Origin of the sequence: Flavonifractor sp. An92 (assembly GCF_002159175.1) — a bacterium.
GTDB lineage: Bacteria > Bacillota > Clostridia > Oscillospirales > Oscillospiraceae > Pseudoflavonifractor_A.
In genome coordinates this window covers 107581-133481 of sequence record NZ_NFGZ01000002.1, presented here as the reverse complement: position 1 = coordinate 133481, position 25901 = coordinate 107581, and the positions used below count along the sequence as shown (strand labels likewise).

Annotated in this window: 30 protein-coding genes, 2 tRNA genes and 1 other annotated feature (1 of these 33 running past the window's edge); of the genes, 11 read left to right on the top strand and 21 right to left on the bottom strand. The window is 64.1% G+C overall.

The window, feature by feature from the left end; genetic code table 11:
• Positions 1–14, bottom strand: a binding site (T-box leader) (it extends 229 nt beyond the left edge of the window).
• 135 nt (positions 15–149) lie between these two features.
• Complete coding sequence (locus B5G43_RS02300; protein ID WP_242960434.1) at positions 150–860, bottom strand: methionine ABC transporter permease; 711 nt, start codon at positions 858–860, stop codon at positions 150–152.
• Between the two features lie 37 nt (positions 861–897).
• Positions 898–1902 carry an ATP-binding cassette domain-containing protein gene (locus B5G43_RS02295; RefSeq protein ID WP_087258694.1) on the bottom strand — a complete coding sequence of 335 codons (1005 nt, stop codon included), beginning with the start codon at positions 1900–1902 and terminating at the stop codon, positions 898–900.
• Positions 1903–2129: 227 nt separating this feature from the next.
• Here B5G43_RS02295 and B5G43_RS02290 point away from each other — a divergent pair, with 227 nt between their 5' ends.
• Positions 2130–3293, top strand: a complete 1164-nt coding sequence (locus tag B5G43_RS02290) for an AI-2E family transporter (protein WP_087258692.1) — start codon at positions 2130–2132, stop codon at positions 3291–3293.
• Between the two features lie 52 nt (positions 3294–3345).
• Here the strand turns inward: B5G43_RS02290 and B5G43_RS02285 are convergent, their stop codons facing one another.
• From B5G43_RS02285 to B5G43_RS02275, 3 genes are read right to left on the bottom strand one after another with little or no spacing between them, the layout of a single operon-like run.
• Entirely contained in the window at positions 3346–4269 is a 924-nt protein-coding gene (locus B5G43_RS02285) for a phosphatidylglycerol lysyltransferase domain-containing protein (RefSeq protein ID WP_087258690.1), read from the bottom strand.
• 39 nt (positions 4270–4308) lie between these two features.
• Positions 4309–4887 carry a 5'-deoxynucleotidase gene (gene yfbR, locus B5G43_RS02280; RefSeq protein WP_087258688.1) on the bottom strand — a complete coding sequence of 193 codons (579 nt, stop codon included), beginning with the start codon at positions 4885–4887 and terminating at the stop codon, positions 4309–4311.
• A gap of 2 nt (positions 4888–4889) precedes the next feature.
• Entirely contained in the window at positions 4890–5132 is a 243-nt protein-coding gene (locus tag B5G43_RS02275) for an HPr family phosphocarrier protein (protein WP_087258686.1), read from the bottom strand.
• A gap of 426 nt (positions 5133–5558) precedes the next feature.
• Here B5G43_RS02275 and mtaB point away from each other — a divergent pair, with 426 nt between their 5' ends.
• Positions 5559–6854 (top strand): tRNA (N(6)-L-threonylcarbamoyladenosine(37)-C(2))-methylthiotransferase MtaB, encoded by a 1296-nt coding sequence (gene mtaB, locus B5G43_RS02270; RefSeq protein ID WP_087258684.1) that lies wholly within the window; start codon positions 5559–5561, stop codon positions 6852–6854.
• Between the two features lie 39 nt (positions 6855–6893).
• On the opposite strand, the gene B5G43_RS02265 is transcribed toward mtaB, so the two are convergent.
• Positions 6894–7883 (bottom strand): biotin--[acetyl-CoA-carboxylase] ligase, encoded by a 990-nt coding sequence (locus tag B5G43_RS02265; RefSeq protein ID WP_087258682.1) that lies wholly within the window; start codon positions 7881–7883, stop codon positions 6894–6896.
• A gap of 132 nt (positions 7884–8015) precedes the next feature.
• On the opposite strand from B5G43_RS02265, the gene B5G43_RS02260 reads away from it, so the two are divergent.
• Entirely contained in the window at positions 8016–8555 is a 540-nt protein-coding gene (locus B5G43_RS02260; RefSeq protein WP_087258680.1) for a biotin transporter BioY, read from the top strand.
• Positions 8556–8619: 64 nt separating this feature from the next.
• On the top strand, positions 8620–8901 hold the full coding sequence (gene yabP / locus B5G43_RS02255; protein ID WP_087258679.1) for a sporulation protein YabP: 282 nt from the start codon (positions 8620–8622) through the stop codon (positions 8899–8901).
• A gap of 40 nt (positions 8902–8941) precedes the next feature.
• Here the strand turns inward: yabP and B5G43_RS17635 are convergent, their stop codons facing one another.
• Positions 8942–9301 (bottom strand): hypothetical protein, encoded by a 360-nt coding sequence (locus B5G43_RS17635; protein ID WP_242960423.1) that lies wholly within the window; start codon positions 9299–9301, stop codon positions 8942–8944.
• Between the two features lie 94 nt (positions 9302–9395).
• On the opposite strand from B5G43_RS17635, the gene B5G43_RS17230 reads away from it, so the two are divergent.
• The 3 genes from B5G43_RS17230 to B5G43_RS02235 are packed head-to-tail and all read left to right on the top strand — an operon-like array spanning position 9396 to position 10763.
• Positions 9396–9671, top strand: a complete 276-nt coding sequence (locus B5G43_RS17230; protein WP_087258677.1) for a septum formation initiator family protein — start codon at positions 9396–9398, stop codon at positions 9669–9671.
• 43 nt (positions 9672–9714) lie between these two features.
• Entirely contained in the window at positions 9715–10164 is a 450-nt protein-coding gene (locus B5G43_RS02240) for a S1 RNA-binding domain-containing protein (protein ID WP_087258675.1), read from the top strand.
• A 56-nt stretch (positions 10165–10220) separates the two neighbouring features.
• Positions 10221–10763: a GNAT family N-acetyltransferase gene (locus B5G43_RS02235; protein ID WP_087258673.1), complete on the top strand. Its 543-nt coding sequence runs from the start codon at positions 10221–10223 to the stop codon at positions 10761–10763.
• Between the two features lie 16 nt (positions 10764–10779).
• On the opposite strand, the gene B5G43_RS02230 is transcribed toward B5G43_RS02235, so the two are convergent.
• The 3 genes from B5G43_RS02230 to B5G43_RS02220 form a co-directional block, all read right to left on the bottom strand.
• The gene (locus B5G43_RS02230; RefSeq protein ID WP_087258671.1) at positions 10780–11145 is read right to left on the bottom strand and encodes a DUF6483 family protein; all 366 of its coding nucleotides are present in this window, start codon (positions 11143–11145) and stop codon (positions 10780–10782) included.
• A 119-nt stretch (positions 11146–11264) separates the two neighbouring features.
• A tRNA-Tyr gene (locus tag B5G43_RS02225) sits at positions 11265–11348 on the bottom strand.
• Between the two features lie 26 nt (positions 11349–11374).
• Positions 11375–11450 (bottom strand) — tRNA-Thr (locus B5G43_RS02220).
• 74 nt (positions 11451–11524) lie between these two features.
• Between B5G43_RS02220 and B5G43_RS17225 the strand changes: the two genes are divergently transcribed.
• From B5G43_RS17225 to B5G43_RS02205, 4 genes are all read left to right on the top strand, one after another.
• A complete protein-coding gene (locus B5G43_RS17225; protein WP_158097334.1) occupies positions 11525–11674 on the top strand; it encodes a hypothetical protein in 150 nt (49 codons plus the stop codon).
• Positions 11659–11958 (top strand): sigma-70 family RNA polymerase sigma factor, encoded by a 300-nt coding sequence (locus B5G43_RS02215; RefSeq protein WP_140397510.1) that lies wholly within the window; start codon positions 11659–11661, stop codon positions 11956–11958. Before B5G43_RS17225 ends, B5G43_RS02215 begins: the two co-directional genes overlap by 16 nt.
• A 70-nt stretch (positions 11959–12028) precedes the next feature.
• A complete protein-coding gene (locus B5G43_RS02210) occupies positions 12029–12679 on the top strand; it encodes an HAD-IA family hydrolase (RefSeq protein WP_087258669.1) in 651 nt (216 codons plus the stop codon).
• Between the two features lie 243 nt (positions 12680–12922).
• The gene (locus B5G43_RS02205) at positions 12923–14134 is read left to right on the top strand and encodes an iron-containing alcohol dehydrogenase (protein ID WP_087258668.1); all 1212 of its coding nucleotides are present in this window, start codon (positions 12923–12925) and stop codon (positions 14132–14134) included.
• A gap of 69 nt (positions 14135–14203) precedes the next feature.
• Here the strand turns inward: B5G43_RS02205 and pgsA are convergent, their stop codons facing one another.
• The 11 genes from pgsA to B5G43_RS02150 all read right to left on the bottom strand — a co-directional run bounded on the left by pgsA (position 14204) and on the right by B5G43_RS02150 (position 25794).
• The gene (gene pgsA / locus B5G43_RS02200; RefSeq protein ID WP_087258666.1) at positions 14204–14731 is read right to left on the bottom strand and encodes a CDP-diacylglycerol--glycerol-3-phosphate 3-phosphatidyltransferase; all 528 of its coding nucleotides are present in this window, start codon (positions 14729–14731) and stop codon (positions 14204–14206) included.
• A gap of 2 nt (positions 14732–14733) precedes the next feature.
• The gene (gene rimO / locus B5G43_RS02195) at positions 14734–16056 is read right to left on the bottom strand and encodes a 30S ribosomal protein S12 methylthiotransferase RimO (RefSeq protein WP_087258664.1); all 1323 of its coding nucleotides are present in this window, start codon (positions 16054–16056) and stop codon (positions 14734–14736) included.
• Between the two features lie 20 nt (positions 16057–16076).
• Entirely contained in the window at positions 16077–16730 is a 654-nt protein-coding gene (locus B5G43_RS02190) for a regulatory protein RecX (protein ID WP_087258662.1), read from the bottom strand.
• On the bottom strand, positions 16727–17863 hold the full coding sequence (gene recA / locus B5G43_RS02185; RefSeq protein ID WP_087258660.1) for a recombinase RecA: 1137 nt from the start codon (positions 17861–17863) through the stop codon (positions 16727–16729). Before recA ends, B5G43_RS02190 begins: the two co-directional genes overlap by 4 nt.
• Positions 17864–17976: 113 nt before the next feature.
• Positions 17977–18840 (bottom strand): peptide chain release factor N(5)-glutamine methyltransferase, encoded by an 864-nt coding sequence (gene prmC / locus B5G43_RS02180; RefSeq protein WP_087258658.1) that lies wholly within the window; start codon positions 18838–18840, stop codon positions 17977–17979.
• Between the two features lie 25 nt (positions 18841–18865).
• Complete coding sequence (locus B5G43_RS02175) at positions 18866–19846, bottom strand: DUF1385 domain-containing protein (protein ID WP_164488726.1); 981 nt, start codon at positions 19844–19846, stop codon at positions 18866–18868.
• A gap of 91 nt (positions 19847–19937) precedes the next feature.
• The gene (locus tag B5G43_RS02170) at positions 19938–21362 is read right to left on the bottom strand and encodes a HAMP domain-containing sensor histidine kinase (protein WP_087258656.1); all 1425 of its coding nucleotides are present in this window, start codon (positions 21360–21362) and stop codon (positions 19938–19940) included.
• Between the two features lie 34 nt (positions 21363–21396).
• Positions 21397–22083, bottom strand: a complete 687-nt coding sequence (locus tag B5G43_RS02165; RefSeq protein WP_087258654.1) for a response regulator transcription factor — start codon at positions 22081–22083, stop codon at positions 21397–21399.
• A 22-nt stretch (positions 22084–22105) separates the two neighbouring features.
• Complete coding sequence (locus tag B5G43_RS02160; protein ID WP_087258652.1) at positions 22106–23485, bottom strand: hypothetical protein; 1380 nt, start codon at positions 23483–23485, stop codon at positions 22106–22108.
• A gap of 189 nt (positions 23486–23674) precedes the next feature.
• Positions 23675–25417 (bottom strand): M56 family metallopeptidase, encoded by a 1743-nt coding sequence (locus B5G43_RS02155; RefSeq protein ID WP_087258650.1) that lies wholly within the window; start codon positions 25415–25417, stop codon positions 23675–23677.
• Positions 25414–25794 (bottom strand): BlaI/MecI/CopY family transcriptional regulator, encoded by a 381-nt coding sequence (locus B5G43_RS02150; RefSeq protein WP_087258648.1) that lies wholly within the window; start codon positions 25792–25794, stop codon positions 25414–25416. The genes B5G43_RS02155 and B5G43_RS02150 overlap by 4 nt, the downstream gene beginning before the upstream one ends.
• Positions 25795–25901 lie beyond the last annotated feature (107 nt).

Here is a 25901-nt window from a genome sequence, read left to right as displayed (position 1 = left end):
TTCCTTGCGTTTGAGGGGCGTTATTCAGTTCCGCTTGGGTTGCATTTAGTATATGCCACATCCCCCCTTCCGTCAAGTGGACACTTTTCACAAAAGGCCGGGGCGCGCATCCCATTTGGTTTGCGCACCCCGGCCAAATCGCCGCTGGTTTACTGGATTCCGGCCTTGTCCTTCTTCTTGGCTTTGGCCTGCTTTTTGCGGTCGGTGCTGCGCACCCGCTTGTCCAGGCGCACCGCCGCCCGGGTGCCGATGGACTGGAAGATCTGCACCAGGATGACCAGCACCACCACAGAGACCCACAGGATGATGGTCATCCGGCGCTGATAGCCCAGGTTCAGGGCCATAGCGCCCAGTCCGCCGCCGCCGATGGCGCCGGCCATGGCGCCATAGCTGAGGATGGTGATGAAGGCGGTGGTGAAGCCGGAGATGAGGGAGGGGCGGCTCTCGGGCAGGATCACCTTGGTGATGATCTGGAAGGGGGAGCAGCCCATGGACTGGGCGGCCTCCACCACGCCGCTGTCCACCTCACGCAGGGAGGCCTCCACCAGACGGGCCACAAAGGGGAAGGCGGCCACGATCAGGGGCACGATGGTGGCCACGGTGCCGATGGAGGTGCCCAGGATCAGCCGGGACAGGGGAATGACCACCACCATCAGGATGAGGAAGGGCACCGAGCGCAGGATGTTGATGATGAAGTTGAGCACGGTCATCACGGGCTTGGGCAGGGGCAGCACGCCGTCCCGCTCGCCCACCACGGTGATGACGCCCAGTGGCAGACCGATCACATAGGCGAAGAAGGTGGAGATCACCGTTACATACAGCGTCTCCCAGATGGCGAAGAGCAGTCCGTCTTTACCCATGTCCAGCAGACGGATCACCTCGGCGTTTTGCAGCAGATCAGCCATGGTAATCGTGCACCTCCTCCATGGTCACATTGGGCTGGCCCTTGATGTAGGCGATGGCCTTGGCGGCCTCCGCGTTGTCCTCCGGCAGGCCGATGAGCATGGTGCCGAAGGCTTTGCCGTTGATGTTCTTGGTGTCGGCGCCCAGGATGTTCACCTTCACGCCGCAGTCGATGGCCAGAGAGGCGATGAGGGGCTCATAGGAGGAGCCGCCGTTGAAGGCGATGCGCACCACCCGGCTGGTCTTGACCGGGTCCAGGATGACCCCGTCGGGGTAGACCAGCTTGCGGCCCGCCTCGGTCTTGGGGTTGGAGAAGATCTCCTCCACCGTGCCGGTCTCCATCACCTTGCCGTGGTCCAGGATGGCCACGTGGGTGCAGATCTCCTCCACCACCGCCATCTCGTGGGTGATGACGATCACGGTGATGCCCAGGCGCTTGTTGATGTCCTGAATGAGCTTCAGGATGCTCCGGGTGGTGGTGGGGTCCAGGGCCGAGGTGGCCTCGTCACACAGCAGCACCTGGGGATCGCTGGCCAGGGCCCGGGCGATGGCGATGCGCTGCTTCTGGCCGCCGGAGAGTTGGGAGGGGTAGGAGTCGGCCTTGTCGGGCAGACCCACGATCTCCAGCAGCTCCATGGCCCGCTTTTTGGCCTGGGCGGCGGGGCCCCCCGCGATCTCCATGGGGAAGCAGATATTTTTCAGACAGGTGCGCTGCATGAGCAGGTTGAACTGCTGGAAGATCATGCTGATGCTCCGCCGCTTCTCCCGCAGCGCCTTGGGGGAGAGGGTGGTCATATCCTCCCCGTCGATGAGCACCGCGCCCTCAGTGGGGCGCTCCAGCAGGTTGATGCACCGCACCAGGGTGGATTTGCCCGCGCCGCTCATGCCGATGACGCCGTAGATCTCCCCGTCGTGGACGGTGATGTTCACATGGTCCAGCGCCGTAAAGGGCCCCTGGTCACCGGGGAACACCTTGCACAGCTCTTTTAATTCGATCACGCCGGTCCCTCCTCTTTGCCTGACGGAATGGAACGCTCTGGTTCCGGACAAGCTGTTTGTAAGACAACATATGGAGTTTATTTTAGGTCAAAAAGCGCCCTTTGTCAAGGTTGCGCCCCCTGTTTCGGCAAAAGGAACGGGTCGGTCCGTTTGTCCATTGACGGCACCCGGCAGGGGTGATATAGTGGACCATACAGAAGCTGAAATCGAACACTCAGGAGTATTTTATGGATCGAAAACTGTTTCGGAGCATCCTGCTCATCATCACCTACACCGTCTTGCTGGTGCTGGCGCTGGTGAAGATCGACGCGCTGCTGGGCCTGGCGGGCAGCCTGCTGGGTCTGCTCAAGCCGCTGTACGTGGGCTTCGCCGTGGCCTTCATCCTCAACCGCCCCTGCCAGGCCTTTTACCACGCCTATGACCGGGCGCTGGGCCGCACCCGGGCCGCGGGGCTGAGCCGTCCTCTGGCGGTGTTCTCCTCGTACCTGTCCCTCATCGTGGTGCTGGCCATCCTGTTCTCCTTCGTGGTGCCCAAACTGGTGGAGAGCATCCAGATCTTCGCCGGCAGTCTGAGTGGGTATCTGCTCAACCTGCAGACCTCCCTCACGGAGCTGTTCAACTACCTGCACATCGACGCCGACTTCCTCAGCAATCTGAACCTCTCCAAGCTCACCGCCTACCTCCAGACCTTCCTGGAGGGGCTGGTCCAGGGTCTGAGCACCACCGTGGCCAATGTGATGAACTTCACCGGAGCCATCATCTCCATGTTCGTCACCGGGCTGCTGTCGGTCATCTTCTCTATCTACATGCTGGGCGGTCGGGAGACTCTGCTGCCCCAGTGCCGCCGTCTCCTCTTCGCCTATGTGCCCGCCAAGCCCGCGGGGATCATTCTGGATGTGGTCCACCTGACCGCCGACACCTTTACCCGCTTTGTGAGCGGCCAGCTCATCGAGGCCTGCATCCTGGGCGGGCTGTGCGCCGCCGGTATGCTCTTCATCCAGGCCGACTACGCCCCCCTGGTGGGCGTCATTATCGGCGTATCCGCCCTCATCCCGGTGGCCGGCGCCTACATCGGTGCCATTCTGGCCGCCTTCCTGCTGCTGATGGTGAGCCCGGTGAAGGCCCTCATCTTCCTCATCTTCCTGGCCATCCTCCAGCAGATCGAGGGCAACGTCATCTATCCCCGGGTGGTGGGCACCTCCATCGGCCTGCCCGGCATCTGGGTCCTCACCGCTGTGACGGTGGGCGGCGGGCTCTTCGATCTGCCCGGCGTGCTCCTTAGCGTGCCGGTGTGCTCGGTGCTCTACGCCCTGCTGAAGCAGGATGTGCGCCGCCGCCTGCGGGACCGGGAGCTTCCCGCCGATCTCCAGCCCCCCACCGACCCCGAGTAAACAACAGCGGCCGGACCCCACGGGTCCGGCCGCTTTCTCTGCCCGGCGAGAACTACGCCTCCCGGGGCAGGACCGTATATTTTTCCACCATCAAATCGGGATCGTAGGACTCCTTGGCCTTCCGCAGCCCGGGCAGGCCCATGTCGTCCTCCCGGTTGAGGTAACGCACCCCCGGCTCGTGCTCCCGCACCCAGCGGGCGAACTCCCGGTTGATGAGGGGGTAGGCCCCCCGCATTTTCCCAAAGGCCTTTTCGAAGTGGACGTCAAAGGTATCCTTACAGATGGGGCTGCCCATGGTGAAGGCCACCACCTGGCCCTCCGCCCGCAGCAGCAGGCCCCGCAGGTGGAGGGGGCCGTAGTTGGCAAAGGCCCGGGCCAGGGCCTGGCTCTCATCCTTCAGGGTGTCCTCGGCGGGCTGCTCCACTTCTTCCCGGGCGCGGTAGCGGCGGTTCCACTCCACGTCCATGGTCATGCACTCCACCAGGTTGTCCGGCGTGATGGGCTCCACCGTCCAGTCCGGGTGGTCCTGGACGAAACGGTTGATGTGGTTGCGCTTGGCGTGGAGCTTTTTGCCCTCCAGATCGGCCAACTTGTCCACCTCGTAGAGGTAGTCGAAGCCGTCCCGGTCCAGCTCATACCGGAAGCGCCCGGGGCAGGCCGCCTCCAGCTGGCGGGTCTGCTCCTCGGTGACGCAGAAGAAGCGGAAGGGGTGCCCCCGCTCGGCCGCGTCCTGTTCCAGGGCGTCCACCACTCCGGCCAGGTCCGTGCCGCCCACCGGAAAGAGGTAGCCCACGCCCTGGCCGCCGCACAGCCGCTCCAGGACGAAGTCCTCCCAGCGGGCCACATGCTGACAGTAGCGCCGCGCCCACAGGAACATGGTGGCAAAGCTGTACTCACACCCCCGGTTGCCCGTGGCGCAGAACCGCTCCTCCACCCAGGTCCGGTCCTCCAGGACCGGAGCACGAAATGGGATCATACAAATACGCTCGCTTTCCCTGCGGAGCTTCCGCTCCGTCTATTCCAGCTCGTCCAGCGTCAGCCGGAAGGCGGGAAGAAAATGCTCCAGAAAATAGTCCACCTCGGGCAGGTCCATGTCCTCCAGGGTCTTGCGGGTCTGCTCCTCGGCCTTGCGGAACTCGGGGTTTCCGGCCTTCTGCTCCTCCAGGCACTGGATGAGGGCGGAGAGCTTGTCCGCCGCCTTCACGAGGGCCAGGGTCTCCCTGTCATAGTCCTCCCGCAGCCAGTCCTCATAGGCCGGGCGCATGGCCTCCGGCAGGGTGGAGAGGAGCTTGTCCGCCGCCAGGTCCTCCACTTCCCGGTAGGATGCCCGGATCTCCGGGTTGAAATACTTGACGGGGGTGGGCAGATCGCCGGTGAGGATCTCGGTGGCGTCGTGGAAAAGGGCGGCAGTGGCCGCACGCTCCGGGTCCGCCTCTCCCCCCAGCACGTCCCGGCGGATCACCGCCAGGGCGTGGGCCAGCACCGCCGTCATGTGGGAGTGCTCCTGTACGTTCTCCGGCACCGTGCTGCGCATCAGGCCCCAGCGGGTGATGTAGCGCATCCGGGCCAGATAGGCGAAGAAATGGGCCCCCATGGTCAGGACGGCTGCACCACCAGCGCGCCCAGGCCCTGCCGGAAGGCGTCGCACTGGCTGTCGCTGCCGTGGAACTCCACCTTGATGGGTCCCTCCCGGTCGATGGAGAAGAGCCCCATGATGGACTTGGCGTTGACCACATAGCGGCCGGTGCACACATCGATCTCACAGTCATGCTGGTTGGCCAGGCGGGAGAAGGACTTCACATCTTCCAGCGTGGGAAGCGTTACATAAAAGCTGCTCATGATAGTTGACCTCCTGGATCACATTCAGACCCGGCCGCCGCGCTTTTCTCTTCCAAAAACCGCTCGGACCCGGTATAATAAGGCTGTTGTGTTCTGTTTTCCCTTCGCTCCGCCTTGCGGAGCGGTTAACGGACCTATTATAATGCGTATAGAACAAGGCTGATCGGCCTTGTTCTGATGCAAGGTTTCAGGCAATACTGCCTGAAATCCTTGCACATTCCGCTGTAACGCCACAGCGTTCCAGCGGAAATACACATTGTAACAATGTCTGAATTTCAAAAAACAACTGAATTCAGTTGTTTTTATGAAATTGCGCGGCCTTTGCCGCGCGAATAAACCGCTTGTCGGTTTATTCAGCAGACATTATTATAAGAAATTCTTCCCCAAATTACAAGTCATTTTGCACCGCAGAGACAAGGAGCCAATATGAAGATTTCCATTTATACCCTGGGCTGTAAGGTCAATCAATACGAGACCGCCGCGCTGGAGGGCGAGCTCCGCCGCCGCGGCCACGAGCTGGTCCCCTTTGAGGGAGAGGCCGACGCCTACATCGTCAACACCTGCACCGTCACGGCGGTGAGCGACAAGAAATCCCGCCAGATCATCCGCCAGGCCCGCAAGCGCAGCCCCGGCGCGGTGGTGGCGGTGTGCGGCTGCTACGCCCAGACCGCGCCGGAGGCGGTGGCCGCCCTGGGGGTGGACCTGGTGGCAGGCACTGCCGGACGTATGGCCTTCCTGGACGACCTGGAGCACCTGCTGGCCCAGCGGCAGGAGGCGGCCATGGTGACGGTGGACGACATCATGACCCACCGCACCTTTGAGCCTCTGTCCGGCGGCGGCCTGGAGGGCCGCACCCGGGCCATGCTGAAGGTGGAGGACGGGTGCGTCAACTTCTGCACCTACTGCATCATCCCCTACGCCCGCGGGCCGGTGCGCTCCCTGTCCATCGCCGACGCCCGGCGGGAGCTGGAGCGGCTGCTGGCCGAGGGGTATCAGGAGATCGTGCTCACCGGCATCGAGATCTCCTCCTGGGGCCACGACCTCAAGACCGGCGAGAGCCTCATCGACCTGCTGGATGGGCTGTGTCAGGATCTGCCCGCCCACATCCGGCTGCGCCTGGGCAGCCTGGAGCCCCGCACCATCACCCACGACTTCTGCCGCCGGGCCACCGCCCTTCCCAACCTCTGTCCCCATTTCCACCTGTCCATGCAGAGCGGCTGCGACACGGTCCTGCGGCGCATGAACCGGAAATATGATACCGCTCGGTATTATGAGAGCGTCACATTACTCCGGGAATACTTCCACGACCCTGCCATCACCACCGACCTCATTGTGGGCTTCCCCGGTGAGACGGAGGATGAGTTCACCGCCACCCTGGCCTTTGTGGAAAAATGCGCCTTCGCCGCCATGCATATCTTTCCCTACTCCCGCCGCACCGGCACCCCCGCCGCCAAGATGCCCGACCAGATCCCCAACGCCGTAAAGGAGGACCGGGCCCACCGGGCCGCCGCTCTGGCCCGGCGGCTGGAGGAGGCCTACCTGGACCGCTGGGTGGGGACCACCCTCCCCGTCCTCTTCGAGGAGGAAAAGAGCGGCCTCTGGAAGGGCCACGCCCCCAACTATGTGGAGGTTCTGGCCGACGGCAAGCAATTGCATAACGTAGAAAAAGAGGTCTATATTACTGCCCGTCAAGAAAATTCCCTCCTGGGAACCATTCGCTGAACAAAAATGCTCCGGAGCTTGTTCGCTCCGGAGCATTTTTTACACATAGCCCAGCAGGCCCCGCACCGACACCTCGCCGGCATTCACCGTCTCCCGCCGACCGTCGGGGAAGCGGACCACCAGCTGGAAATCCTCGTCGATGGCCTCGGCCACCGCCTCCTCGGTGCGGCCGTCCCCCCGCAGGATGCGCACCTCCCGGCCCACCGTGAGGCAGTCCTTGCGGTACTGCTCCAGGTAGCGCTCCTTTTCGTGGGGGAAGGCGGCGCGCATGTCGTCCAGGGCGGTGAGGATGGAGGCGGCCAGCTCGGCCCGGCGGGGAGCCGTCCCCAGGGCCTGGGCCAGGGAGATGGCCACCGGCGCCACCTCGGGCCCGAAGTCCGCCTCAGTCTGGCTGACGTTGATCCCGGCCCCTACCACCACATACTGTGACCGGGCGCTCTCCCCCTCCATGCCCAGCTCGGTGAGGATGCCGCACACCTTCCGGCCATTCAGGATGATGTCGTTGGTCCACTTGATGCCGGGGCGCACCCCACAGCACCGCTCGATGCCGTCGCACAGGGCCACGCCGCTCCAGGCGGTGAGCCACATCAGCTCCCGCAGTCCGGCGTCGGGCCGCAGCAGCACCGACACATAGAGCCCGCCCGGCGGGGAGACGAACACCCGTCCCCTCCGGCCCCGGCCGCCGGTCTGCTGGTCGGCGATGACGGTGAGCCCCTCCGGCGCGCCCTGGACCACCCGGCGCTTGACCTCATTGTTGGTGGAGTCCACCGTGTCCAGGCACAGGAGCTCCTTCCCCAGCACCCGACCGGTCAGCGCTCCCTTCAGCTCCCCCTCCGACACCCGGTCGGGGGATTTTTGGAGCTGATACCCCCGGTTGGGGGCGGAGGAAATGTCGTACCCCGCCTGACGCAGGGCCGCGATGGCCTTCCACACCGCCGCCCGGCTGACCCCCAGCCGTCGGCTCATCTCCTCGCCGGAACAATAGCCCTCCTGCTCCTTGAGCAGGGCCAGCACCTCATCGGACAGCATGGTCCCACCTCCCTGTTTTTCCCCATTGTAGCCCATGTCCCCCGGAATTGTCAACGAGAGGCGAGGTAGTAGTTGACAATTCCCCAATTGTAAACTATACTCTTTCCAAAGTTTACGATTGGAGGCCCTGACATGAAAACACGCGATCTCACCTACATCGCCATCCTGGTCGCCCTGATGGCGGTCTGCTCCTGGATCACCATCCCCACCGTGGTCCCCTTCACCCTCCAGACCTTCGGCGTCTTTCTGGCCTCTGCCCTGCTGGGCGGCAAGCGGGGCACGCTGGCGGTGCTGGTCTACATCCTGCTGGGCGCGGTGGGCGCGCCGGTGTTCGCCGGATTCGTGGGCGGCCCCGGGGCCCTCTTCGGCACCACCGGCGGCTATATCCTGGGCTTCCTGGCCCAGGCGGCGGTGCTGTGGGCCGGAGAGCGCCTGCTGGGCCGGAGCCCCGCGGCGTTCCTCCTCTCGGGCGTACTGGGGCTGGCGGTGTGCTACCTCATCGGCTCGGTGTGGTTCCTCTTCCTCTACTCCCGCACCACCGGCCCCATCGGCATGGCCACGGTGCTGGGCTGGTGCGTGTTCCCCTTCGTCATCCCCGATCTCGTCAAGCTGGCCCTGGCCATGGCGGTGGGCAAGCGCCTGTCCCGGGCCCTGCACCTGGCTCCCGCCTGAGCCTGGCATAACAGCCGCCTTTGTCCCATATAGATAGGCAAACCATGGGAAAGGCGGGATCACAATGGACGAACGGCGGTCAAGCCCCGCGGTAGGGCACCGCATTCTGCTGGAAGGCCGGGAGCGGCTGACCATCTCCGGCGTGGAGGAGGTGGAGCGCTTTGACGAGACCTCCATCGTCATGGACACGGTGGGGGGTGCGCTGGTGGTGCGGGGGGAGGACCTGCACATCGAGACGCTGAGCCTGGACGGCGGCGACCTGAAGGTGGAGGGGAACATCGACTCCCTCACCTATGAGGACGACCGCCGGGAGGGTGGGGGCCTGCTGGCCCGGCTGTTCCGCTGAGATGGCGGTCTCCATCACACAGCAGCTCCTGGCGCTGGGCTCAGCGGCGCTGCTGGGGCTGGCGGTGGGGGTGCTCTACGACTGCTTCCGCATCCTGCGCTGCCGCCTGCCCCTCCCGCTGCTGGCGGGGCTGCTGGACCTGCTGTTCTGGGTGCTGGTCACCGCCGCACTCTTCCTCCACGCCCTGTTCCTGGAGGGCGGCGTGGTGCGGCTCTATATGGTGGGCGCGGTATTCGCCGGCGCGGTCCTCTATTTCCAGATCTTCAGCCCCCTCTTTCTGGCCCTGGGCTACCGGCTGGCCACGGTGGTGGAAACTCTGCTGCGTCTGCTGGCCCTTCCGGCCGCCGTTTTGTATGCAGGGTGTAAAAAATTGCGGGCAGCTGCAAAAAAAAACTTCCATTACGGCTTGAAATGGTATAGAATAAAGCTACTGATCCGGGAAACGGATGATAGACCGCCCCACAGAGGCAGACGGCGAAAGGAGGGCGCTTCCCATGAAACTGAAACGCGCCGGGCTTCTGACCAAGCTCGTGGTGCTGGCGATGCTGGTGTTCGTCGCCAGCGCGCTGCTCAATCTGCGCACGCAGATCCAGGGAGCGCAGGCCGATCTGGCCCAGCTCCAGGCCGAAAAGGCCGCACAGGAGCAGACCAACGCCGATCTGCGGGACGCCGTGGACAACAGCGACGATCCGGAGCGGCAAAAAGAGATCGCCCGGTCTAAGCTGGGCCTGGTGGCCCCGGGCGATCAGATCATCGAATTCACGGATTGATCGTGTGTGCCCAAGAAGAAATAAGGAGGATATTTCAGTCGGTATGGAGTTTGGTGTTGGTTCGATTCTCGAGGGAAAAGTCACAGGTATCACAAAGTTCGGCGCGTTCGTGTCCCTGCCGGAGAACAAGTCCGGCCTGGTCCACATTTCGGAGATCGCTTACTCCTACGTCAATGACGTAAAGGACCACCTCAAGGAGGGGCAGTCGGTCAAGGTCAAGGTCATCGGTATCGACGAGAATGGCCGGATCAATCTCTCCATCAAGAAGGCTATGGATCCTCCCCCCCGGCCCGCCGGTCAGGGACGTCCCATGAATGGCTCCCGCTCCGGCGCGCCCCGTTCGCAGGGCGGCGGTTTCCGCCGCTCCGCCCCCGCTGAGCCCGCCACCTTTGAGGACCGGCTCAAGCAGTTCATGCAGGCCTCGGACAGCAAGCTCTCCGAGCTGCGCTATATGGACAAGCGGGGCGGTTCCCGCCGCGGCGGCCGCAAGTAAGTCAAAATCCCATGGCCAGAGGCCATGGGATTTTTTTATCAGGAGGTGTATTTACGATGGAACCCATCGCGCTCATCCCGCCCACTTCGGACTACGCCGACCAGATCGCCGCCTACCGGGCCGCCTTCCTGCGGCGGGGAGACACCCTGGCCGGGTGCAGCCCCCTCCCCGACGTGGAGGACCCCCTGGAGTGGCTGGCCTTCGTCCGGCGGCTCTCCGACCCGTCCACCGTCCCGGAGGGCTTCGTACAGTCCTCCCAGTTCCTCTGCGTGCGGGAGACGGACGGGCTCCTGATGGGCATGCTCCAGGTGCGCCACACCCTGGGCAATCCCTTTCTGGAACGCTTCGGCGGGCACATCGGCTACTCCATCCACCCGGAGCACCGCCGGAAGGGCTACGCCAAAGGCATGCTGGCTCTGGCGCTGCCCTACTGCCGCAGTCTGGGGCTGAAGCGGGTGCTCATCACCTGCGCCCAGGAGAACGAGGGCAGCCGCCGCACCATCCTGGCCGACGGCGGGCGCTATGAATCCACCGTGACCGAGCCCCGGAAGGGCCAGCGCATGGAGCGCTACTGGATCGAATTGGACCCGGAGGACTGATCCTCCGGGTCCTTTTTTACAGCTTCAGATCCACGCCGAACTCCTCGGCCAGGTCCCGCAGGCCCTCGCCCACCTCTTCCCGGCTGAAGCCGCCCTCGGCCAGCTCCTTGTCGCTCAGGTGGTTCAGGTGGGCGTAGAAAGCCACGCCCATCTCCAGGTACCGCAGGTCATCCCAGTCGGCGCTCTCATAGAGCAGGTCCTCGGCGGCATTGAAGTCCCCCGCCTTCATGTACTGGTCCAGGGCGAACCACAGCCCGTCGGCCTGGGCGTCCGCCTCCAGCCCGGAGGGGGTGTAATCCAGGCTCTCTTTTTTCAGCACCAGCCGGGCGATGGTGTTGGCCAGCGTATCCACATCCCGCATGGCGAAATCATCTTTCAACACGGTACAGCACTCCTTTTTTGCGCTTGACATGCGCGGCATTGTGTGGTATCTTTTAAAGACGCGAACAGATGTTTGATTTCAGGTTCAAAAAAACGCCCCGCCGATTGGCAGGACGCTTTTGGTGGAGGAGGGTGGATTCGAACCACCGAAGCTCACGCAACAGATTTACAGTCTGCCCCCTTTGGCCACTCGGGAACTCCTCCATATGAACTTGTCGCTCCGAACAAGATGGAGCTGGTGGACGGACTCGAACCCCCGACCGGTTGATTACAAATCAACTGCTCTACCAACTGAGCTACACCAGCAAATCAGCTCGTCCACAACGTTGCTTAGTTTACCAGACAGGAGGCTATTTGTCAAGGACTTTTTTCAAAAAATTTTGCAGCCTTTGCGGGACCCCCAACAGGCCCCGCCAAAGGGCTGGTGCAGCCGCTGCGAAGCGGAGCTGTACGGCGGCGAGGGACCCCTGTGTCCCGCCTGCCGCGCCGAGGAGGAAGAAGAGGAGGAAGAGACATGGCACACCGCCTGAACGCCAGCGATGAGCTGGCCCTGTACGTACAGGCCATGAGCGGCGACAACCGGGCTCAGCGCCAGGAGCTGCGCCGCCACCTGCTCCGGGCCCTGGAGGAGGACGTGACTCCCCGACAGCGCGAGATGCTCACCCTCTACTATGCGGCGGGGCTGAACATCCCCGCCATCAGCCGCCGCCTGGGGGTGAACAAGTCCACCGTGTCCCGCACCCTGCACCGGGGCGAGGCCCGCCTGCGGCGCTGCCTGCGCTACGGAGCGGGGAAGCTGCTGCGGGGGGACTGATTGCGCGCCGCGCCCCTTTCATGGTACAATGGAGCCATTCTGATCGAGAGATCCACAGGAGGATACATACATGCAATACCGAGCGGTACTCTTTGACTTTGATTTTACCCTGGGCGACGCGTCGGAGGCCATCATCGCCGGCTTCCGCCACGGCTTTGCCGCCCTGGGCTACCCCGTCCCCGACGACAACGCGGTGCGCCGCACCATCGGCACCCCGCTGGAGGACGCCTTTGCCCAGCTCACCGGCTGTCCTGACCGGGCCCAGGGGGTGCGCTTCCACGAGCTGTTCACCGAGGTGGCGGTGCCCATGCAGATCCAGTGCACCAAGCTCTTCCCCGGCGCGGTGGAGCTGCTGACGGCCCTGAAGGAGGCCGGGGTCCCTGCCGCCATCGTCAGCACCAAGCGGGCCCAGACCCTGCGGAGCGTGCTGGAGCCCCGGGGCGTGCTGCCCCTGCTGGCCTCCGTCACCGGCGGCGAGATGGTGAAGCACCACAAGCCCGATCCCGAGGGGCTCCTGGCCGCCGTGGCCGGACTGGGCCTGACGCCCCGGGAGGTGCTCTACTGCGGCGATACGGTCATCGACGCCGAGACCGCCCAGCGGGCCGGTGCGGACTTCTGCGCCGTCCTCAACGGCACCACCCCGGCCGACGATTTCGCCGCCTTCCCCGCAGTCCACATTTCCCCCGATCTCCCGGATCTGCGCGCCTGGCTGGGTCTTTGAAGCGTAATACCTGAAAACTATCCAAAAATTATTTAGAACTCTTTAGTGTAATTTCAAGTTCCAGAAGTACTTCGTTCCCTTCTAAGCGCTATATTCCTTTTTTCTATAAATTGTACTCCCAATTCTACTATTCTACCCTATTGACTTTTTGCACAAAAGCCGGTATAGTTTGGATAGCGAGGGGCGGAGTTTCTTCCGCCGTTTCGTGTAAAAATCCATGATACATATAGGGAGGAATCAATTATGGGACGTTTTACTCTGCCTCGTGATCTCTACCATGGCAAAGGCTCCCTGGAAGAGCTGAAGAATCTGACCGGCTCCAAGGCCGTCCTGGTGGTGGGCGGCGGCAGCATGAAGCGCTTCGGCTTCCTGGACCGGGCCGTGGAGTACCTGCAGCAGGCTGGGATGGAAGTGCGCGTCATTGACGGCGTCGAGCCCGATCCCTCCGTTGAGACCGTGATGAAGGGCGCCGCTGTGATGCGGGAGTTTGGCCCCGACTGGATCGTCGCCATGGGCGGCGGCTCCCCCATCGACGCGGCCAAGGCCATGTGGGCCTTCTATGAGTACCCCGACTGCACCTTCGAGCAGCTCATCACCCCCTTCAGCTTCCCCAAGCTGCGCACCAAGGCCCACTTCTGCGCCATCCCCTCCACCTCCGGCACCGCCACTGAGGTCACCGCCTTCTCGGTCATCACCGACTACCAGAAGGGCATCAAGTACCCCCTGGCCGACTTCAACATCACCCCCGACGTGGCCATCGTGGACGCCGACCTGGCCGAGAAGATGCCCCCCAAGCTGACCGCTCACACCGGTATGGACGCCATGACCCACGCCATCGAGGCCTATGTGTCCACCCTGAACTGTGACTACACCGATGCGCTGGCCCTCCACGCCATCAAGATGATCCACAACGATCTGAAGAAGTCCTACGACGGCGATATGGAGGCCCGGGACCGCATGCACAATGCCCAGTGCCTGGCCGGTATGGCCTTCTCCAACGCCCTGCTGGGCATCGTCCACTCCATGGCCCACAAGACCGGCGCTGCCTTCACCGGCGGCCACATCATCCACGGCGCGGCCAACGCCATGTACCTGCCCAAGGTCATCCAGTACAACGCCAAGGTGGCCACCGCTGCCGAGCGTTACGCCGACATCGCCCGCTTCATCGGCCTGAAGGGTGAGACCACCGAGGAGCTGGTGGCCGCTCTGGTGGCCGAGCTGCGCGAGATGAACCGCCAGCTGGACATCCCCCTGTCCATCCAGAACTACGGCCCCGGCGGCGTCATCGCCGAGCAGAGCATCATCGACGAGAAGGAGTTCAACGACAAGCTCGCCGACGTGGCTGCCAACGCCATCGGCGACGCCTGCACCGGCTCCAACCCCCGCCAGCCCAGCCAGGAGGACATGGAGAAGCTGCTGCTGGCCGTGTACTACGACAAGGACGTGGATTTCTAATCCCCCCAAACCGCAAAGCGCCCCGTCTGCCGGAACCGGCAGACGGGGCGCTTTTTTGCTCGCCGGAGCTTACATATGGCTCCAGTCGATGACGTCCTTATTTTTGACAAAATACTCCACACCGGAATAGACGGTGGTGACCACGATGACGGCGGTAACCAGGGTGTCCAGCCAGGCGATGGGGAACACCAGCATGAAGCAGATGCCCACCATGGTGGAGGCGGTCTTTACCTTGCCCGACCAGGCGGCGGCGATCACGCGGCCGTTGTCCACGGCGATGAGGCGCAGGCCGCTGACGGCGAACTCCCGCACCACCACGATGAGGAGGGCCCAGGCGGGCATCCGGCCCACCTCCACGAACCACAGCATGGCGGCCATGACCAGCATCTTGTCGGCCAGGGGGTCCATGAACTTACCGAAATCGGTGATGAGTCCCCGGCTGCGGGCGATATGTCCGTCTACGAAATCGGTGAGGCTGGCCAGGATAAAGATACCCAGGGCCACATAGCGGCTGGCGGCAAAGTCCATGTAGAGGACCACCAGGAACACAGGGATCAGCAAAATGCGGAGCATGGTGAGCTTGTTGGCGGTATTCATGCTTAGTCCTCCTCGATCTCGCCGGTCAGGTCTCCGTCGGAAATGCCGGTCATCCGTACCTGTACGAAGGTGCCAGCGGGGATACGGCCCGCGGCGGTAAAGAGCACCCGGCCGTCGATCTCCGGGGAGTCCGCCCAGGTGCGGCCCACGTAGCAGCCCTCCTCCGGGTCGAAGCCCTCGCAGAGCACTTCCTCCACGCCGCCCAGGCGCTCCTCGTTCCAGCGGTCCATGATGTCGGCCTGGAGGGCCCGCACCCGGTCCACCCGCTGCTCGGCCACCTCGGCGGGCACCTGGTTTTCCATCTTGTCGGCCAGGGTGCCCTCCTCCCGGGAGAACTGGAACACACCGGCCCGCTGGAGGCGCTCCTCCTCCAGGAAGGCGCACAGCTCCTCAAACTGCTCCTCGGTCTCGCCGGGGAAGCCGCAGATGAGGGAGGTGCGCAGCACCACGTCGGGCATGGCGGAGCGGAGCTTGGCGAACAGCGCCTGGATCTCCGCCTTGGTGGAGCGGCGGCGCATGGCGGCCAGCACCTCGTCGTTGCAGTGCTGGATGGGGATGTCCAGGTAGTGGAGGATCTTGGGCTCATGGGCGATGGTGTCGATGAGCTCGTCGGTGATGACCTCCGGGTAGAGGTAGTGGAGCCGGATCCAGTGGAAGGGCAGCTTGCACAGCTCCTTCAGAAGGCCCGCCAGGGAGGTGCCGTCCTTCAGATCCATGCCGTACCGGGTGATGTCCTGGGCGATGACGATGAGCTCCTGCACGCCGCTCTCAGCCAGGGCCTTCGCCTCCTCCAGCACATGCTCCATGGTGCGGCTGCGGTAACGGCCCCGGAGCTTGGGGATGATGCAGAAGGCGCAGCCGTTGCTGCACCCCTCGGCGATCTTCAGAAAGGCGGTGTAGGGGGGCGTGGTCACGATGCGCAGCCCGTCATCGTCGGTGTGGTGGATATCGCCAAAGACCTCGGGGCGCTCTCCCCGGGTGAGGTCCTCAATGGCCGCGACCACGTCGGTGTAGCTGCCGGTGCCCAGCATGCCGTCCACCTCGGGCAGCTCCTGCCGGATGTCGTCCCGGTAGCGCTGGGTGAGGCAGCCGGTCACCAAGAGCTTGCCCAGGCGGCCCTCCGCCTTGAACTGGCCCAGGGCCAGGATGTTGTCGATGGCCTCGCTCTTGGCCGCGTCGATAAAGCCGCAGGTGTTGAGCACCGCCACGTCGGCCCCGTCGGGCTCGCCGGTGACGGTGTAGCCGGCATCCCGGCACAGGGCCATCATCTGCTCGGTATTGACCAGATTCTTGGAACAGCCCAGGGAAATAAATGCAACCTTCAAAACACGATTCTCCTTCTCGCCTAGTCGTCCTGATCCGCGCCGTAGCGGAGCAGCCCCTCCCGGATCTCCTCCCAGCCGTAGCCCCGCCGGGCCAGGGCGTCGGAGGTCCGTTTCAGGGCCTTCGGGTCCCGGGGGTCCTCCCCCCGCATTTTCTTCGCAATGAAGCGGTCGATCTCCTCTGCGGGGTCCTCCACCTCGTCCAGGGCCTGATCCCACAGGTCCCTTGAGACCCCCCGGCGGAAGAGCTCATCCCGCAGCTTGCGGGCCCCGTAGCCCTTGGCGGCGTAGTGCCGGGCCACGGAGCGGGCGTACTCCTCGTCGTTGAGGTAGCCCAGCTCCTCCAGCCAGTCGGCCACCTCCTCCGCCTTCTGGGGGTCCACCGGCTCGGGGGGCTCCTCCCCGGGCTTCACCCGGGGCCGGGCGGTGAGCTTGCGCAGCAGCTCTTTCCGGGAAAGCGGCCGAAGGGAGAGGGCCTTCAAGGCCTTCTCCCTCAGCGCCGCCCGTCCGGCGGCCTCCCGCAGCTCCTCCAGCGTCTCGGGGGAGAGCTCCATCCCAGCGTAGAGGGCAAAGGCGACCACCTCATTCTCCCCCACCCGCAGGATGGAGCCGTCCTCCAGATGGAGGAGCCAGCGCCCCTCCACCCGCTGGGAGGGGGCTAATTTACAAAGTCTCATGCCTCGGTGTCGGCGTCAGCGGCCACGGTCTCGCCGTCGTCGAAGTCCTCGGCACTCACATCCACCGCCCGTCCGGCGGCCTTGGCGGCGGCCTTGGACTGGCTGGACATGAGCTTGTAGGCGTTCTTGCGGATCTCAGCCTCGATCTTCTCGGCCTCCTCCGGGTTGTCCTTCAGGTACTGCTTCACCGAGTCGCGGCCCTGGCCCAGGCGCATCTCGCCCATGGAGAACCAGGAGCCGGACTTCTGGATGATGTCCAGCTTGACGCCCAGGTCCACCAGCTCGCCCACCTTGGAGATACCCTCGCCGTACATGATGTCGAACTCGGCCTCCCGGAAGGGGGGCGCCACCTTGTTCTTGACCACCTTCACCTTGGTGCGGTTGCCGATGAGCTCGGAGCCATTTTTCAGGGACTCCACCCGGCGCACCTCCATGCGCACCGAGGCGTAGAACCGCAGGGCCCGACCGCCGGTGGTGACCTCGGGGTTGCCGTAGACCACGCCCACCTTCTCACGCAGCTGGTTGATGAAGATGACGATACAGTTGGTCTTGGAGATGGAGCCGGCCAGCTTCCGCAGGGCCTGGCTCATCAGGCGGGCCAGCAGGCCCACATGGGAGTCACCCATGTCGCCCTCGATCTCGGCCCGGGGGGTGAGAGCGGCCACCGAGTCCACCACCACCACGTCGATGGCGCCGGAGCGGACCAGGGCCTCACAGATCTCCAGACCCTGCTCACCGGTGTCCGGCTGAGAGATGAGCATGGAGTCGATATCCACGCCCAGGGCCCGGGCGTAGGTGGGGTCCAGGGCGTGCTCGGCGTCGATAAAGGCCACCTCGCCGCCCCGCTTCTGGGCCTCGGCCACGATGTGGAGGGCCAGGGTGGTCTTACCGGAGGACTCGGGGCCGTAGATCTCCACGATTCGTCCCTTGGGGACGCCGCCGATGCCCAGGGCCAGGTCCAGGGACAGGGAGCCGGTGGGGATGGACTCCACCACCACGTGGGCGTTCTCGCCCAGACGCATGACGGTGCCCTTGCCGTAGGTCTTTTCAATGTTGGCCAGACAGGTCTCCAGCGCCTTCTTCTTATCTGCGGCGGGGGCTGCGGCCTCCAGCGGTTTCTTCTTATCAGCCATCGTACGATCATCCTTTCCAGCCGGGTGCGCCGGCGGTATCTGAACTTCGGAGGGGGTCCCTTCCGATTTGGTACCTTAAGTATCCCACAAACGCAGTCCCATAAATGGGACTTTTATTCTCCGGCGACGCCGCACACCACCCGCTGGATGCCCTGGGTATCGGGGACGCTGCGCACGTCCCGGTAGCCGTTGCGGCTGAGCAGGCCCATCACGTCCCGGTCCTGGCCCATGCCCACCTCAAAGAGGAGGGTGCCGCCCAGGCACAGGGCGTTTTTCCAGTTCTGGGCGATGGCGCGGTAGAAGTCCAGGCCGTCCAGCCCGCCGTCCAGGGCCAGGTGGGGCTCGTAATCCCGTACCGAGGCCTCCAGCCCGGCGATGTCGCCGGTGGGGATGTAGGGCGGGTTGCAGGCGATGACGTCAAAGTCCCACAGCTCGGCGGTGGGCTTCTGCATGGCGTCGGTGTGGATACAGGTGACGCGGGCGCTCAGGTCGTTGCGGCGGATGTTGCGCTTGCACAGGCGGATGGCGTCCTCCGACACATCGGCCAGCACCACCCGGCAGTCGGGCACATTGGCCGCGACGGCCAGGCCCACGCAGCCGCTGCCGCAGCACAGGTCCAGCACCCGGGCGCCCTCTCCGGCGGCACGGGCCAGGAGGATGGCCTGCTCGGCCAGCACCTCGGTGTCCATCCGGGGGATGAGCACCGCCGGGGACACCTCCAGGGGCAGGCCGTAGAACTCCCACTCCCCCACCAGGTAGGCCACCGGCTCGCCGCCCAGACGGCGCTCCACCAGCTCCTGCACCCGCTGTTCCACGGGGTCGGAGGCGTAGAGCATCAGGTCCCGGTAGAACTGCTCCCGGCTCTTCTCCGCCGCGGCGCACACGATCTCCCGGGCCTCCAGCTGGGCCGACTCGATGCCGGCATGCTTGAGCCGCTTCCTGGCGTCCAAATACAGATTGTTATATGTGGTCGCCATATGATCCCTCTCTTATCGTTCTCTCTTACCAGGCGTCCTTGCCCGCTTCGCTGGGGAGCACCAGCTCAAAGGAGCGGATACCCACCTCGATCATGGAGTCATCGGGCTCGAAGGTGGTCCAGTTCTGGAGCCACAGGCCCGGCGCGGTGAAGAGGCGGCTGAACCAGTTGTCGTGCCGCCCCATCCAGCGGTTGATCTCATAGGTGATGCTGACCACCACGGGGAGCAGGACCAGGTGGGCCAGCATGCGGGCAAAGACGTTCGTCAGCTCCACAAAGGAGAAGAACACACTGGAAATGAGGATGGAGATGACAATCACGACGAATAGGAAGCTGGTGCCGCAGCGGGGGTGGTGCCGGGGCTGCTTGCGCACGTTTTCCACGGTGAGGGGGAGCCCCGCCTCATAGCAGAAGATGGTCTTGTGCTCGGCGCCGTGGTACTGAAAGACCCGGTGCATGTCCTTGGTCTTGGAGCAGAGCATCAGATAGCCCATAAAGATGATGATGCGCACCACGCCCTCCAGGAGGTTGCGCAACCACATGGGCATGCCGTTGGTGAGCCAGGCGATGCCGCCCACCACGGCGGTGGGCAGCAGGATAAAGAGGCCGATGGAGAAGGCCAGGCCCAGCACCATGGCCAGGGTGACCACCAAAGAGTAGAGCTTCTCGCTGCCCAGGCGCTTCTCCAGCCACTGTTCGAACTTGGAGGGCTCCTCGTCGGCCTCCTCGTCCTCCGGGTAGAACTCGGCCGAGAACATGAGGGCCTTCACGCCGTTGGCCAGGGAGGAGCCGAAGTTGAAGATGCCCCGGATAAAGGGCACGCCAAAAATGGGGTGGCGGTCCTTGATGAGGATGCGGTTTTCCACCTGCTCCTCCAGCCCGCCGTCGGGGCGTCGGACCACCACGGCCTTCTTTTCGGGCCCCAGCATCATGATGCCCTCGATGAGCGCCTGTCCGCCGATCATGGTCTTGTAGGCGGGACAGGCGCGCTGCTTTTCTTCTGACATAGTATCTCCTTACATCTTACGGGGGTGAACGGTTGATCCGCCGCCCCTATGGTATCAAATTTTCCGCCCTCTGGCAAGAGGAAAATCGAACTTACGTTCCAATCGGGAAGTGGATGGTCACCAGGCAGCCGCCGCCGGGGGCGTTGCCGATGTCCAGAGTGCCCTGGTGGCGGGTGACGATCTCCTCGCACACGGCCAGGCCGATGCCGGAGCCCCGGGCCTTGGAGCTGCCCTTGTAGAACTTGGTCTTGACGTGGGGGAGCTCCTCCTCGGGGATGCCGGGGCCGTAGTCCCGGATGGTGATGACCACGGTGTTCTCCTCGCCAGGGGCGATGGCGGTGTCGATGCGCTTGCCGGAGCCGCCGTGCTTGGAGGCGTTGTCCAGGAGGTTGCAAAAGACCTGCCGCAGCCGCTCGGGGTCGGCGTTCATCAGGGGGAACTCCTCCTCGCAGTCGGTGTAGGTCAGCTCGATGCCCTCCTTGCGGAAGAACTCCCGATAAGTGTACACCGCGTCCTCCAGCTCGGCCTTGATGTCCACCGGCTCGATGGACAGGGTGAAGCGGCCGTCCTGGATGCGGGAGAACTCCAGCAGTTCTTCCACCATGTTGGTCAGGCGCCGGGCCTCGCTGACGATGATGCCCATGCCCTTCTTCACGTCGGCGGCGTTGCGCACCTCGCCCCGCATGATGGTCTCCGCCCAGCCGTTGATGGCGGTGAGGGGGGTGCGCAGCTCGTGGGAGACCGAGGAGATGAACTCATTTTTCATCTGCTCGGCCTGCTTGATCTTTTGGGACATGTCGTTGATGGCGTCGATAAGGTCGCCGATCTCGTCGTCGAATTTTTTCTCCATCTGCACGCCGTAGCTGCCGGCGGCGATACGCTCGGCGGTTCCGGTGACCTCAGTGACCGGGTCCACGATGGAGCGCAGGAAGTAGAGGTTGGAGACGTAGATGATGGCCACGATCACCAGCCCCACCAGCAGGGCCGCGCCGATGATGAAGATGATCTGCCGGTCCACCCGGTTGAGGGAGGTGACCAGGCGGATGACGCAGGCCACCTCGCCGTCCACCATCAGGGGGCAGGAGACGGCCATGATGTGCTCGCCGGTGTTGGGGTCGGAGCCGGTCCAGACCTTCATCATGGGCTTTTCGGTCTCATTGTTCCCCAGGGCGCAGTCGATATCGGGGGTACTCGGCGCGTAGCCGGAGGACTCAAAGAAGCTGGAGAAGCGCACGGTGCCGTCGGTGTCCACCAGCTGGAAGTCCAGCTTGTCCTTCTCCTGGAACTGGTAGTTGATATAGGTGTAGGCGTTCTGGTAGAAAGCCTCCTCGGTCTTGTAGCTGCTGAAGAAGCTGACGGCGGAGCTGGCCTTTTCCTGGAGCTTGTTGCTCATGCTCTTGTAGTAGTAGCTCACCATGGACACCGAGAAGGTGGCCACGGCCAGCAGCACGATGAGCAGGGCGGAGCTCAGGCTGTTCACGATCCAGCGTTTGCGGATGCCCTTCAATTTTCTCATGGATGCACCACCCTGAAGCGTTGATAGGAGCCCGTCATGCGCCCCACTTGTACCCGTAGCCCCACACGGTGTTGATATAGGTGGGGTTGGTGGGGTCGTCCTCGATCTTGATGCGCAGGCGGCGGATGTTCACGTCCACGATCTTGAGCTCACCGAAGTAGTCCCTTCCCCACACGGTGTCCAGGATGTCCTCCCGGGAGAGGGCCTTGCCGGGGTTGTCCATAAAGAGCTTGATGATGGCGTACTCCACCTGGGTGAGTTTGATGCGCTGGCCGTTCTTCTCCAGGGTGCGGTTGCGGGTGTTGAGGAGGAAGGGCGGCTGGTTGATCTCGTCGGCGTTCTCGGCGACGGCGCCGCCGGTGCGGCGGTAGAGGGCGTCCACCCGGGCGGTGAGCTCAGCCGGGGAGAAGGGTTTCGTGACGTAATCGTCGGCGCCGGTCATCAGGCCGGTGACCTTGTCCATCTCCTGGGTGCGGGCGGTGAGCATGATGATGCCGATCTGGCTGTTGCTGGCCCGGATGCGGCGGCAGACCTCGAAGCCGTCGATGCCGGGGAGCATGATATCCAGCAGGGCGACCTTGATGTCGGGGTTGCGCTTGAGCTCCTCCAGGGCCTCCTCGCCGGTGCCGGCCTCGATGGTCTCGTAGCCGGCCCGCTTCAGATTGATGACTACAAAGCTGCGAATATTGGACTCGTCCTCCAATACCAAAACCTTTTTCATAGTAAACTCCTTTACTCCGGGATCAGCTCAGGCCGTCCCAATCGGCGCGGATGACCTGGAAGGACTCCTTCAGGCTCTCCTCATCCAGGCCGCAGTCCCAGCTGTTCTCCTCAAATTTGGCGGCGTAGAGGATGCTGGGCTCATCCTCTCCGCTGTCGCCCAGCAGGAACCGGCCGGGGAGCTTGGCCCGGGTCTCCCGGTTGCTGCCGCTCAGGCGGTAGATGGTGAGGAAGGGGATGGGCTCCACGCTGTTGTCCCCCTCCCAGTAGGAAAAGACCACCGCCCGCTCCCCGCCGCCGGCGGCGTCGTTGCGGGAGAGGGTGATGTTGCCCAGCCAGTGATCCGGGAGGATGAGATACCACCCGTCCTGGTTGTTGTAATAGGTGGTGAACACCGGCCAGGCGGTGCCTTTGATGTCGTACTTATACCAGCGGTTGATCCAGAAATTGGAGGCGGAGCTGGTCTGCCGGTACTCTTGGATGGCGGTGGAGATGGGGATCTCCATAATGGAGTCCTTGTCGATGTCGGTGGGGCCCACCACGGAGTAATAGCCCCAGGTGGAGGCGCTGAAGCCCTGTTCCTTGTCCAGCGTCACGTTGGAGAGGGTCTGGGTGGCCGTATCCCAGGCGAAGATGTCGGTGATGCTGCTGTTGCCCGTCTCGCCATAGGCGCAGGTGAGGAAGAGGGCGGGCACCAGCCCCTTCAGATAGCCCCGGCGCAGCTCCCCTTCGGCCACATCGGTGATCCCGGCGGAGAGGGGCGCGGAGGACTGCATCTGCATCATGCCGCCGTTGAAGTTGTACAGCTCCATATCGCCGCCGCCCTCGGTGGCGGCCTTGAGGACCACGATCTCCTGATCGCCGTTCTGGTCCATGTCCATGATCTGGTAGCTGGTGTAGTCGGTGCTGAACAGCTCCACCACCTGGTCAGGGGCCACGGAGTAGGCGGCCAGGAGGTAGACCTTTTCGCTGATCTGCCAGCTGACCACGATCTCCTTGTCCGGGTCGTCGTCCAGGTTGACATAGGAGACGCTGTGGATGTTGGTCCCCGCGCCCTCGATGACCGACTGGAGCTCATAGGAGTCCTCATGCTGGCGGTAAATATAGATTTTCAGGGGTTTTTCCTCCCCGCCCATGCGGAAAAAGGCCAGGGCGGACTCCGACTCGCCGTCGCCGTCCAGGTCCTGGAGCTGGATGTTCTGGATGTTCTCCCCGGTGAGGGGGGCGCTGTACTCGGCGCCCTGGTCGATGACGGCCTGGGTCTGGCTGGTCAGGTCCTGGTAATCCTTGGGCATCTCCGGCAGCTGATAGAGATCCTCCTCCGCCAGAAAGGCGGAGCAGCCGGTGGTACACAGCAGCGCCGCGGCCAGTACGGCGGCGCGCAGGAGCTTGGTCACTCTCATGGAAGGCCTCCTCGGGCGGGGACCGTCGGGTGGACGGTCCGCCGTCGTTCGGTTGATGGAATCCTTTTTATTTTAGCATACTCCCGCCCTGATTGGTATGCCCTATTTGTAAATTTCCCACCGCTCCGCCGGGAAAAACAACAGGGCCGCGGGCCGGAAACTCCGGTCCGCGGCCCTTCGCCGCACGCATTATCCCGCCTGATAGGGGGTCAGCCACTGGGCCTCCACGATGGCGCCGTCCACCACCGTCATACGCAGGAGGCAGTCCCCCTCCGAGTTTTCCAGCGGCTCAGCCCGAAAGACGTTCTGGAGATAGGTCTCCCGGTCCAGCTCTGTGCCGTTGGCGGGCAGGGAGATGGGAGGCAGTTGGGCCTTGGAACTCAAGGAGAACATCCAGGGCCCCTCTTCCCTCTCTTTCCAGGTCCGGGCATCCGGGTCCACTGTCAGAGGATAGAACTGGAAGGTCTGTGCCTCTCCGTCCCAGGTGCCGCAGCGGGCCCAGGTCACGCCGGTCCAGCTGCTACCCTGACAGGGGACCCAGGCCAAGCCGCTCACCGCGCCCCCTTTGTTCCAGTCGCAGAAGAGGACCCAGGACTCCCCGCTCACCGCCGGCCAGGCCAGGAAGTCGGCCAAACCGCCGCTTCCCTCCCACCGGAGCTCTACCTCCTCGGCCAGGGTCAGCTTCTCCCCCACGGCGTCCTCCGGGAGCCGAGCGCTCAGAAGACCCGACCCACTGGTCTCTACCGGAAACACCTCGATGGTCCGCTCCTCCAGGTCATACCCCTGGAGGAGATAGCCGATCTGGCCGGTCCAAATATCCGCTTCCGGGGTGGCACTGGGAGCGGGGGGCTCCTCCCAGAGCTGGACGCTGGCGGTGGGCTGCAAGCTCTCCACCGCGCCGGGCGCTTCCTCGGAACAGGAGACCAGCGTGCCCCCCAGCAGCGCCAGGCACAGCGCCAGAGCCAGGCTGCTCCGGCCGAAGGGGCGGCGGCGCTCCTCCACCAGGGCGGCGAAGCGCTTTTTGAGCCCGCTCATCCCCAGGGCAAAGCCGGTGGTCATGGCCCCCGCCGCCCCCATGGAGCCGGTGATGGTGTGGAGGAGGGCCTGCCCGTACCGCTGCCGGTACTCCAGGTCCTTTCCCTCCAGCACCGCCTCGTCGCAGGCCATCTCGATGTCCCGCTCCCCCGCCTGGCGGAGGAGCCAGGCCGCCGGGTTCCACCAGTGCAGGGCGTTGGCGGCCAGCAGGAGGAGCTTGCGCCACAGGTCGCTCCGGCGGAAGTGGGTGTACTCGTGGAGGAGGGCGAAGTCCCGGTCCTCCCCCTCCATGCCCCGGGGCAGGACGATGGTGGGATGGAGGAACCCCAGCAGCAGCGGGGTCTCCACCGCCAGACACTCCGCCACGGGGAGGCCCTCATAGGTCCCCGCCGGGCGGCTCCACCGCCGCACCCGCCGGGCAAAGCGGACATAGGCCACGGTGTGGACCCCCGCCATGGTCACAGCCCCCAGCCCCCACAGCAGGAGAAGGAGGGCCTCTGCGGGCAGTTCCCCGCCGCGTCCGGGCGTCACTTCCCCATCCAGGACCACCGCCCACTCCTGGTCCATGAGCTCGGTGTCGGCGGTGCCGGGCTGGATGGTGTCCGCCTCGAAATACTGCACCATCCCGTCGTTTTGAATCGTCATCTCCGCGCTGCTCTCCACCGCCGCCGTGGGGGTGGGGCGCTCGGAATCCACGGGGAGAAAGAGCTGGAAGGGGGACCAGGGTCCGCTCAGACTCCAGGGCAAGACCAGCCGGGCGGCCAGGATGAGCCACACCCAGCACCGCCACCGGGCGGGGCAGGCCCGCTCCAGCAGGGGGCGCAGCAGAAACAGCAGCAAAATCACCGCGCCGGTGCCCAGAGAGACCTCAGCCCAGTGGGAAAACAGGACGGTCACGGCCTCTTCCCCCCTTTCAGGATGGCCTCCAGCTCGGCCACGTCGTCCGAGGTGATGGCGCGGCTCTCCATCAGCGCGGCCACCAGACTGGGCAAGGAGCCGCCGTGGAGTTTTTGGAAGAACCGCCCGCTCTCGGCGGCCAGGTACTCCCGCTCGTCCACCAGGGGGCGGTAGCGGTTGTTTCGTCCCTCCTTCTCATTGGCCACAAAGCCCCGCTCTTCCAGGCGGGAGAGGAGTTTCAAGAGCGTGGGCAGCCGCCAGTGCCGCCCGGAGAGCTTCTCCATTAGCTGGGCGGAGGTGACGGGGTAGGGCTCCAGCTGCCACAGGGCCTGCATGACCTCCAGCTCGGCGTCGGGCAGGCGTTCCAGTTTCCGCATCGCGTTCCCATCCTTTCATTAGACATTTGTCGTTATAGTTATTTTACAATTGTCTAGTCGTGAAGTCAAGAGAAAACTCCGCCGGTGGAAGGAGCTTCCTCCGGCGG

Excerpts from the sequence above, each read along its gene's own strand:
- B5G43_RS02300 (WP_242960434.1), bottom strand. The coding sequence starts at position 860 with ATGGGTAAAGACGGACTGCTCTTCGCCATCTGGGAGACGCTGTATGTA.
- B5G43_RS02290 (WP_087258692.1), top strand. The coding sequence starts at position 2,130 with ATGGATCGAAAACTGTTTCGGAGCATCCTGCTCATCATCACCTACACC.
- B5G43_RS02285 (WP_087258690.1), bottom strand. The coding sequence starts at position 4,269 with ATGATCCCATTTCGTGCTCCGGTCCTGGAGGACCGGACCTGGGTGGAG.
- yfbR (WP_087258688.1), bottom strand. The coding sequence starts at position 4,887 with ATGGGGGCCCATTTCTTCGCCTATCTGGCCCGGATGCGCTACATCACC.
- B5G43_RS02275 (WP_087258686.1), bottom strand. The coding sequence starts at position 5,132 with ATGAGCAGCTTTTATGTAACGCTTCCCACGCTGGAAGATGTGAAGTCC.
- mtaB (WP_087258684.1), top strand. The coding sequence starts at position 5,559 with ATGAAGATTTCCATTTATACCCTGGGCTGTAAGGTCAATCAATACGAG.
- B5G43_RS02265 (WP_087258682.1), bottom strand. The coding sequence starts at position 7,883 with ATGCTGTCCGATGAGGTGCTGGCCCTGCTCAAGGAGCAGGAGGGCTAT.
- B5G43_RS02260 (WP_087258680.1), top strand. The coding sequence starts at position 8,016 with ATGAAAACACGCGATCTCACCTACATCGCCATCCTGGTCGCCCTGATG.
- yabP (WP_087258679.1), top strand. The coding sequence starts at position 8,620 with ATGGACGAACGGCGGTCAAGCCCCGCGGTAGGGCACCGCATTCTGCTG.
- B5G43_RS17635 (WP_242960423.1), bottom strand. The coding sequence starts at position 9,301 with ATGGAAGTTTTTTTTTGCAGCTGCCCGCAATTTTTTACACCCTGCATA.
- B5G43_RS17230 (WP_087258677.1), top strand. The coding sequence starts at position 9,396 with ATGAAACTGAAACGCGCCGGGCTTCTGACCAAGCTCGTGGTGCTGGCG.
- B5G43_RS02240 (WP_087258675.1), top strand. The coding sequence starts at position 9,715 with ATGGAGTTTGGTGTTGGTTCGATTCTCGAGGGAAAAGTCACAGGTATC.
- B5G43_RS02235 (WP_087258673.1), top strand. The coding sequence starts at position 10,221 with ATGGAACCCATCGCGCTCATCCCGCCCACTTCGGACTACGCCGACCAG.
- B5G43_RS02215 (WP_140397510.1), top strand. The coding sequence starts at position 11,659 with ATGGCACACCGCCTGAACGCCAGCGATGAGCTGGCCCTGTACGTACAG.
- B5G43_RS02210 (WP_087258669.1), top strand. The coding sequence starts at position 12,029 with ATGCAATACCGAGCGGTACTCTTTGACTTTGATTTTACCCTGGGCGAC.
- B5G43_RS02205 (WP_087258668.1), top strand. The coding sequence starts at position 12,923 with ATGGGACGTTTTACTCTGCCTCGTGATCTCTACCATGGCAAAGGCTCC.
- pgsA (WP_087258666.1), bottom strand. The coding sequence starts at position 14,731 with ATGAATACCGCCAACAAGCTCACCATGCTCCGCATTTTGCTGATCCCT.
- B5G43_RS02190 (WP_087258662.1), bottom strand. The coding sequence starts at position 16,730 with ATGAGACTTTGTAAATTAGCCCCCTCCCAGCGGGTGGAGGGGCGCTGG.
- recA (WP_087258660.1), bottom strand. The coding sequence starts at position 17,863 with ATGGCTGATAAGAAGAAACCGCTGGAGGCCGCAGCCCCCGCCGCAGAT.
- prmC (WP_087258658.1), bottom strand. The coding sequence starts at position 18,840 with ATGGCGACCACATATAACAATCTGTATTTGGACGCCAGGAAGCGGCTC.
- B5G43_RS02175 (WP_164488726.1), bottom strand. The coding sequence starts at position 19,846 with ATGTCAGAAGAAAAGCAGCGCGCCTGTCCCGCCTACAAGACCATGATC.
- B5G43_RS02170 (WP_087258656.1), bottom strand. The coding sequence starts at position 21,362 with ATGAGAAAATTGAAGGGCATCCGCAAACGCTGGATCGTGAACAGCCTG.
- B5G43_RS02165 (WP_087258654.1), bottom strand. The coding sequence starts at position 22,083 with ATGAAAAAGGTTTTGGTATTGGAGGACGAGTCCAATATTCGCAGCTTT.
- B5G43_RS02160 (WP_087258652.1), bottom strand. The coding sequence starts at position 23,485 with ATGAGAGTGACCAAGCTCCTGCGCGCCGCCGTACTGGCCGCGGCGCTG.
- B5G43_RS02150 (WP_087258648.1), bottom strand. The coding sequence starts at position 25,794 with ATGCGGAAACTGGAACGCCTGCCCGACGCCGAGCTGGAGGTCATGCAG.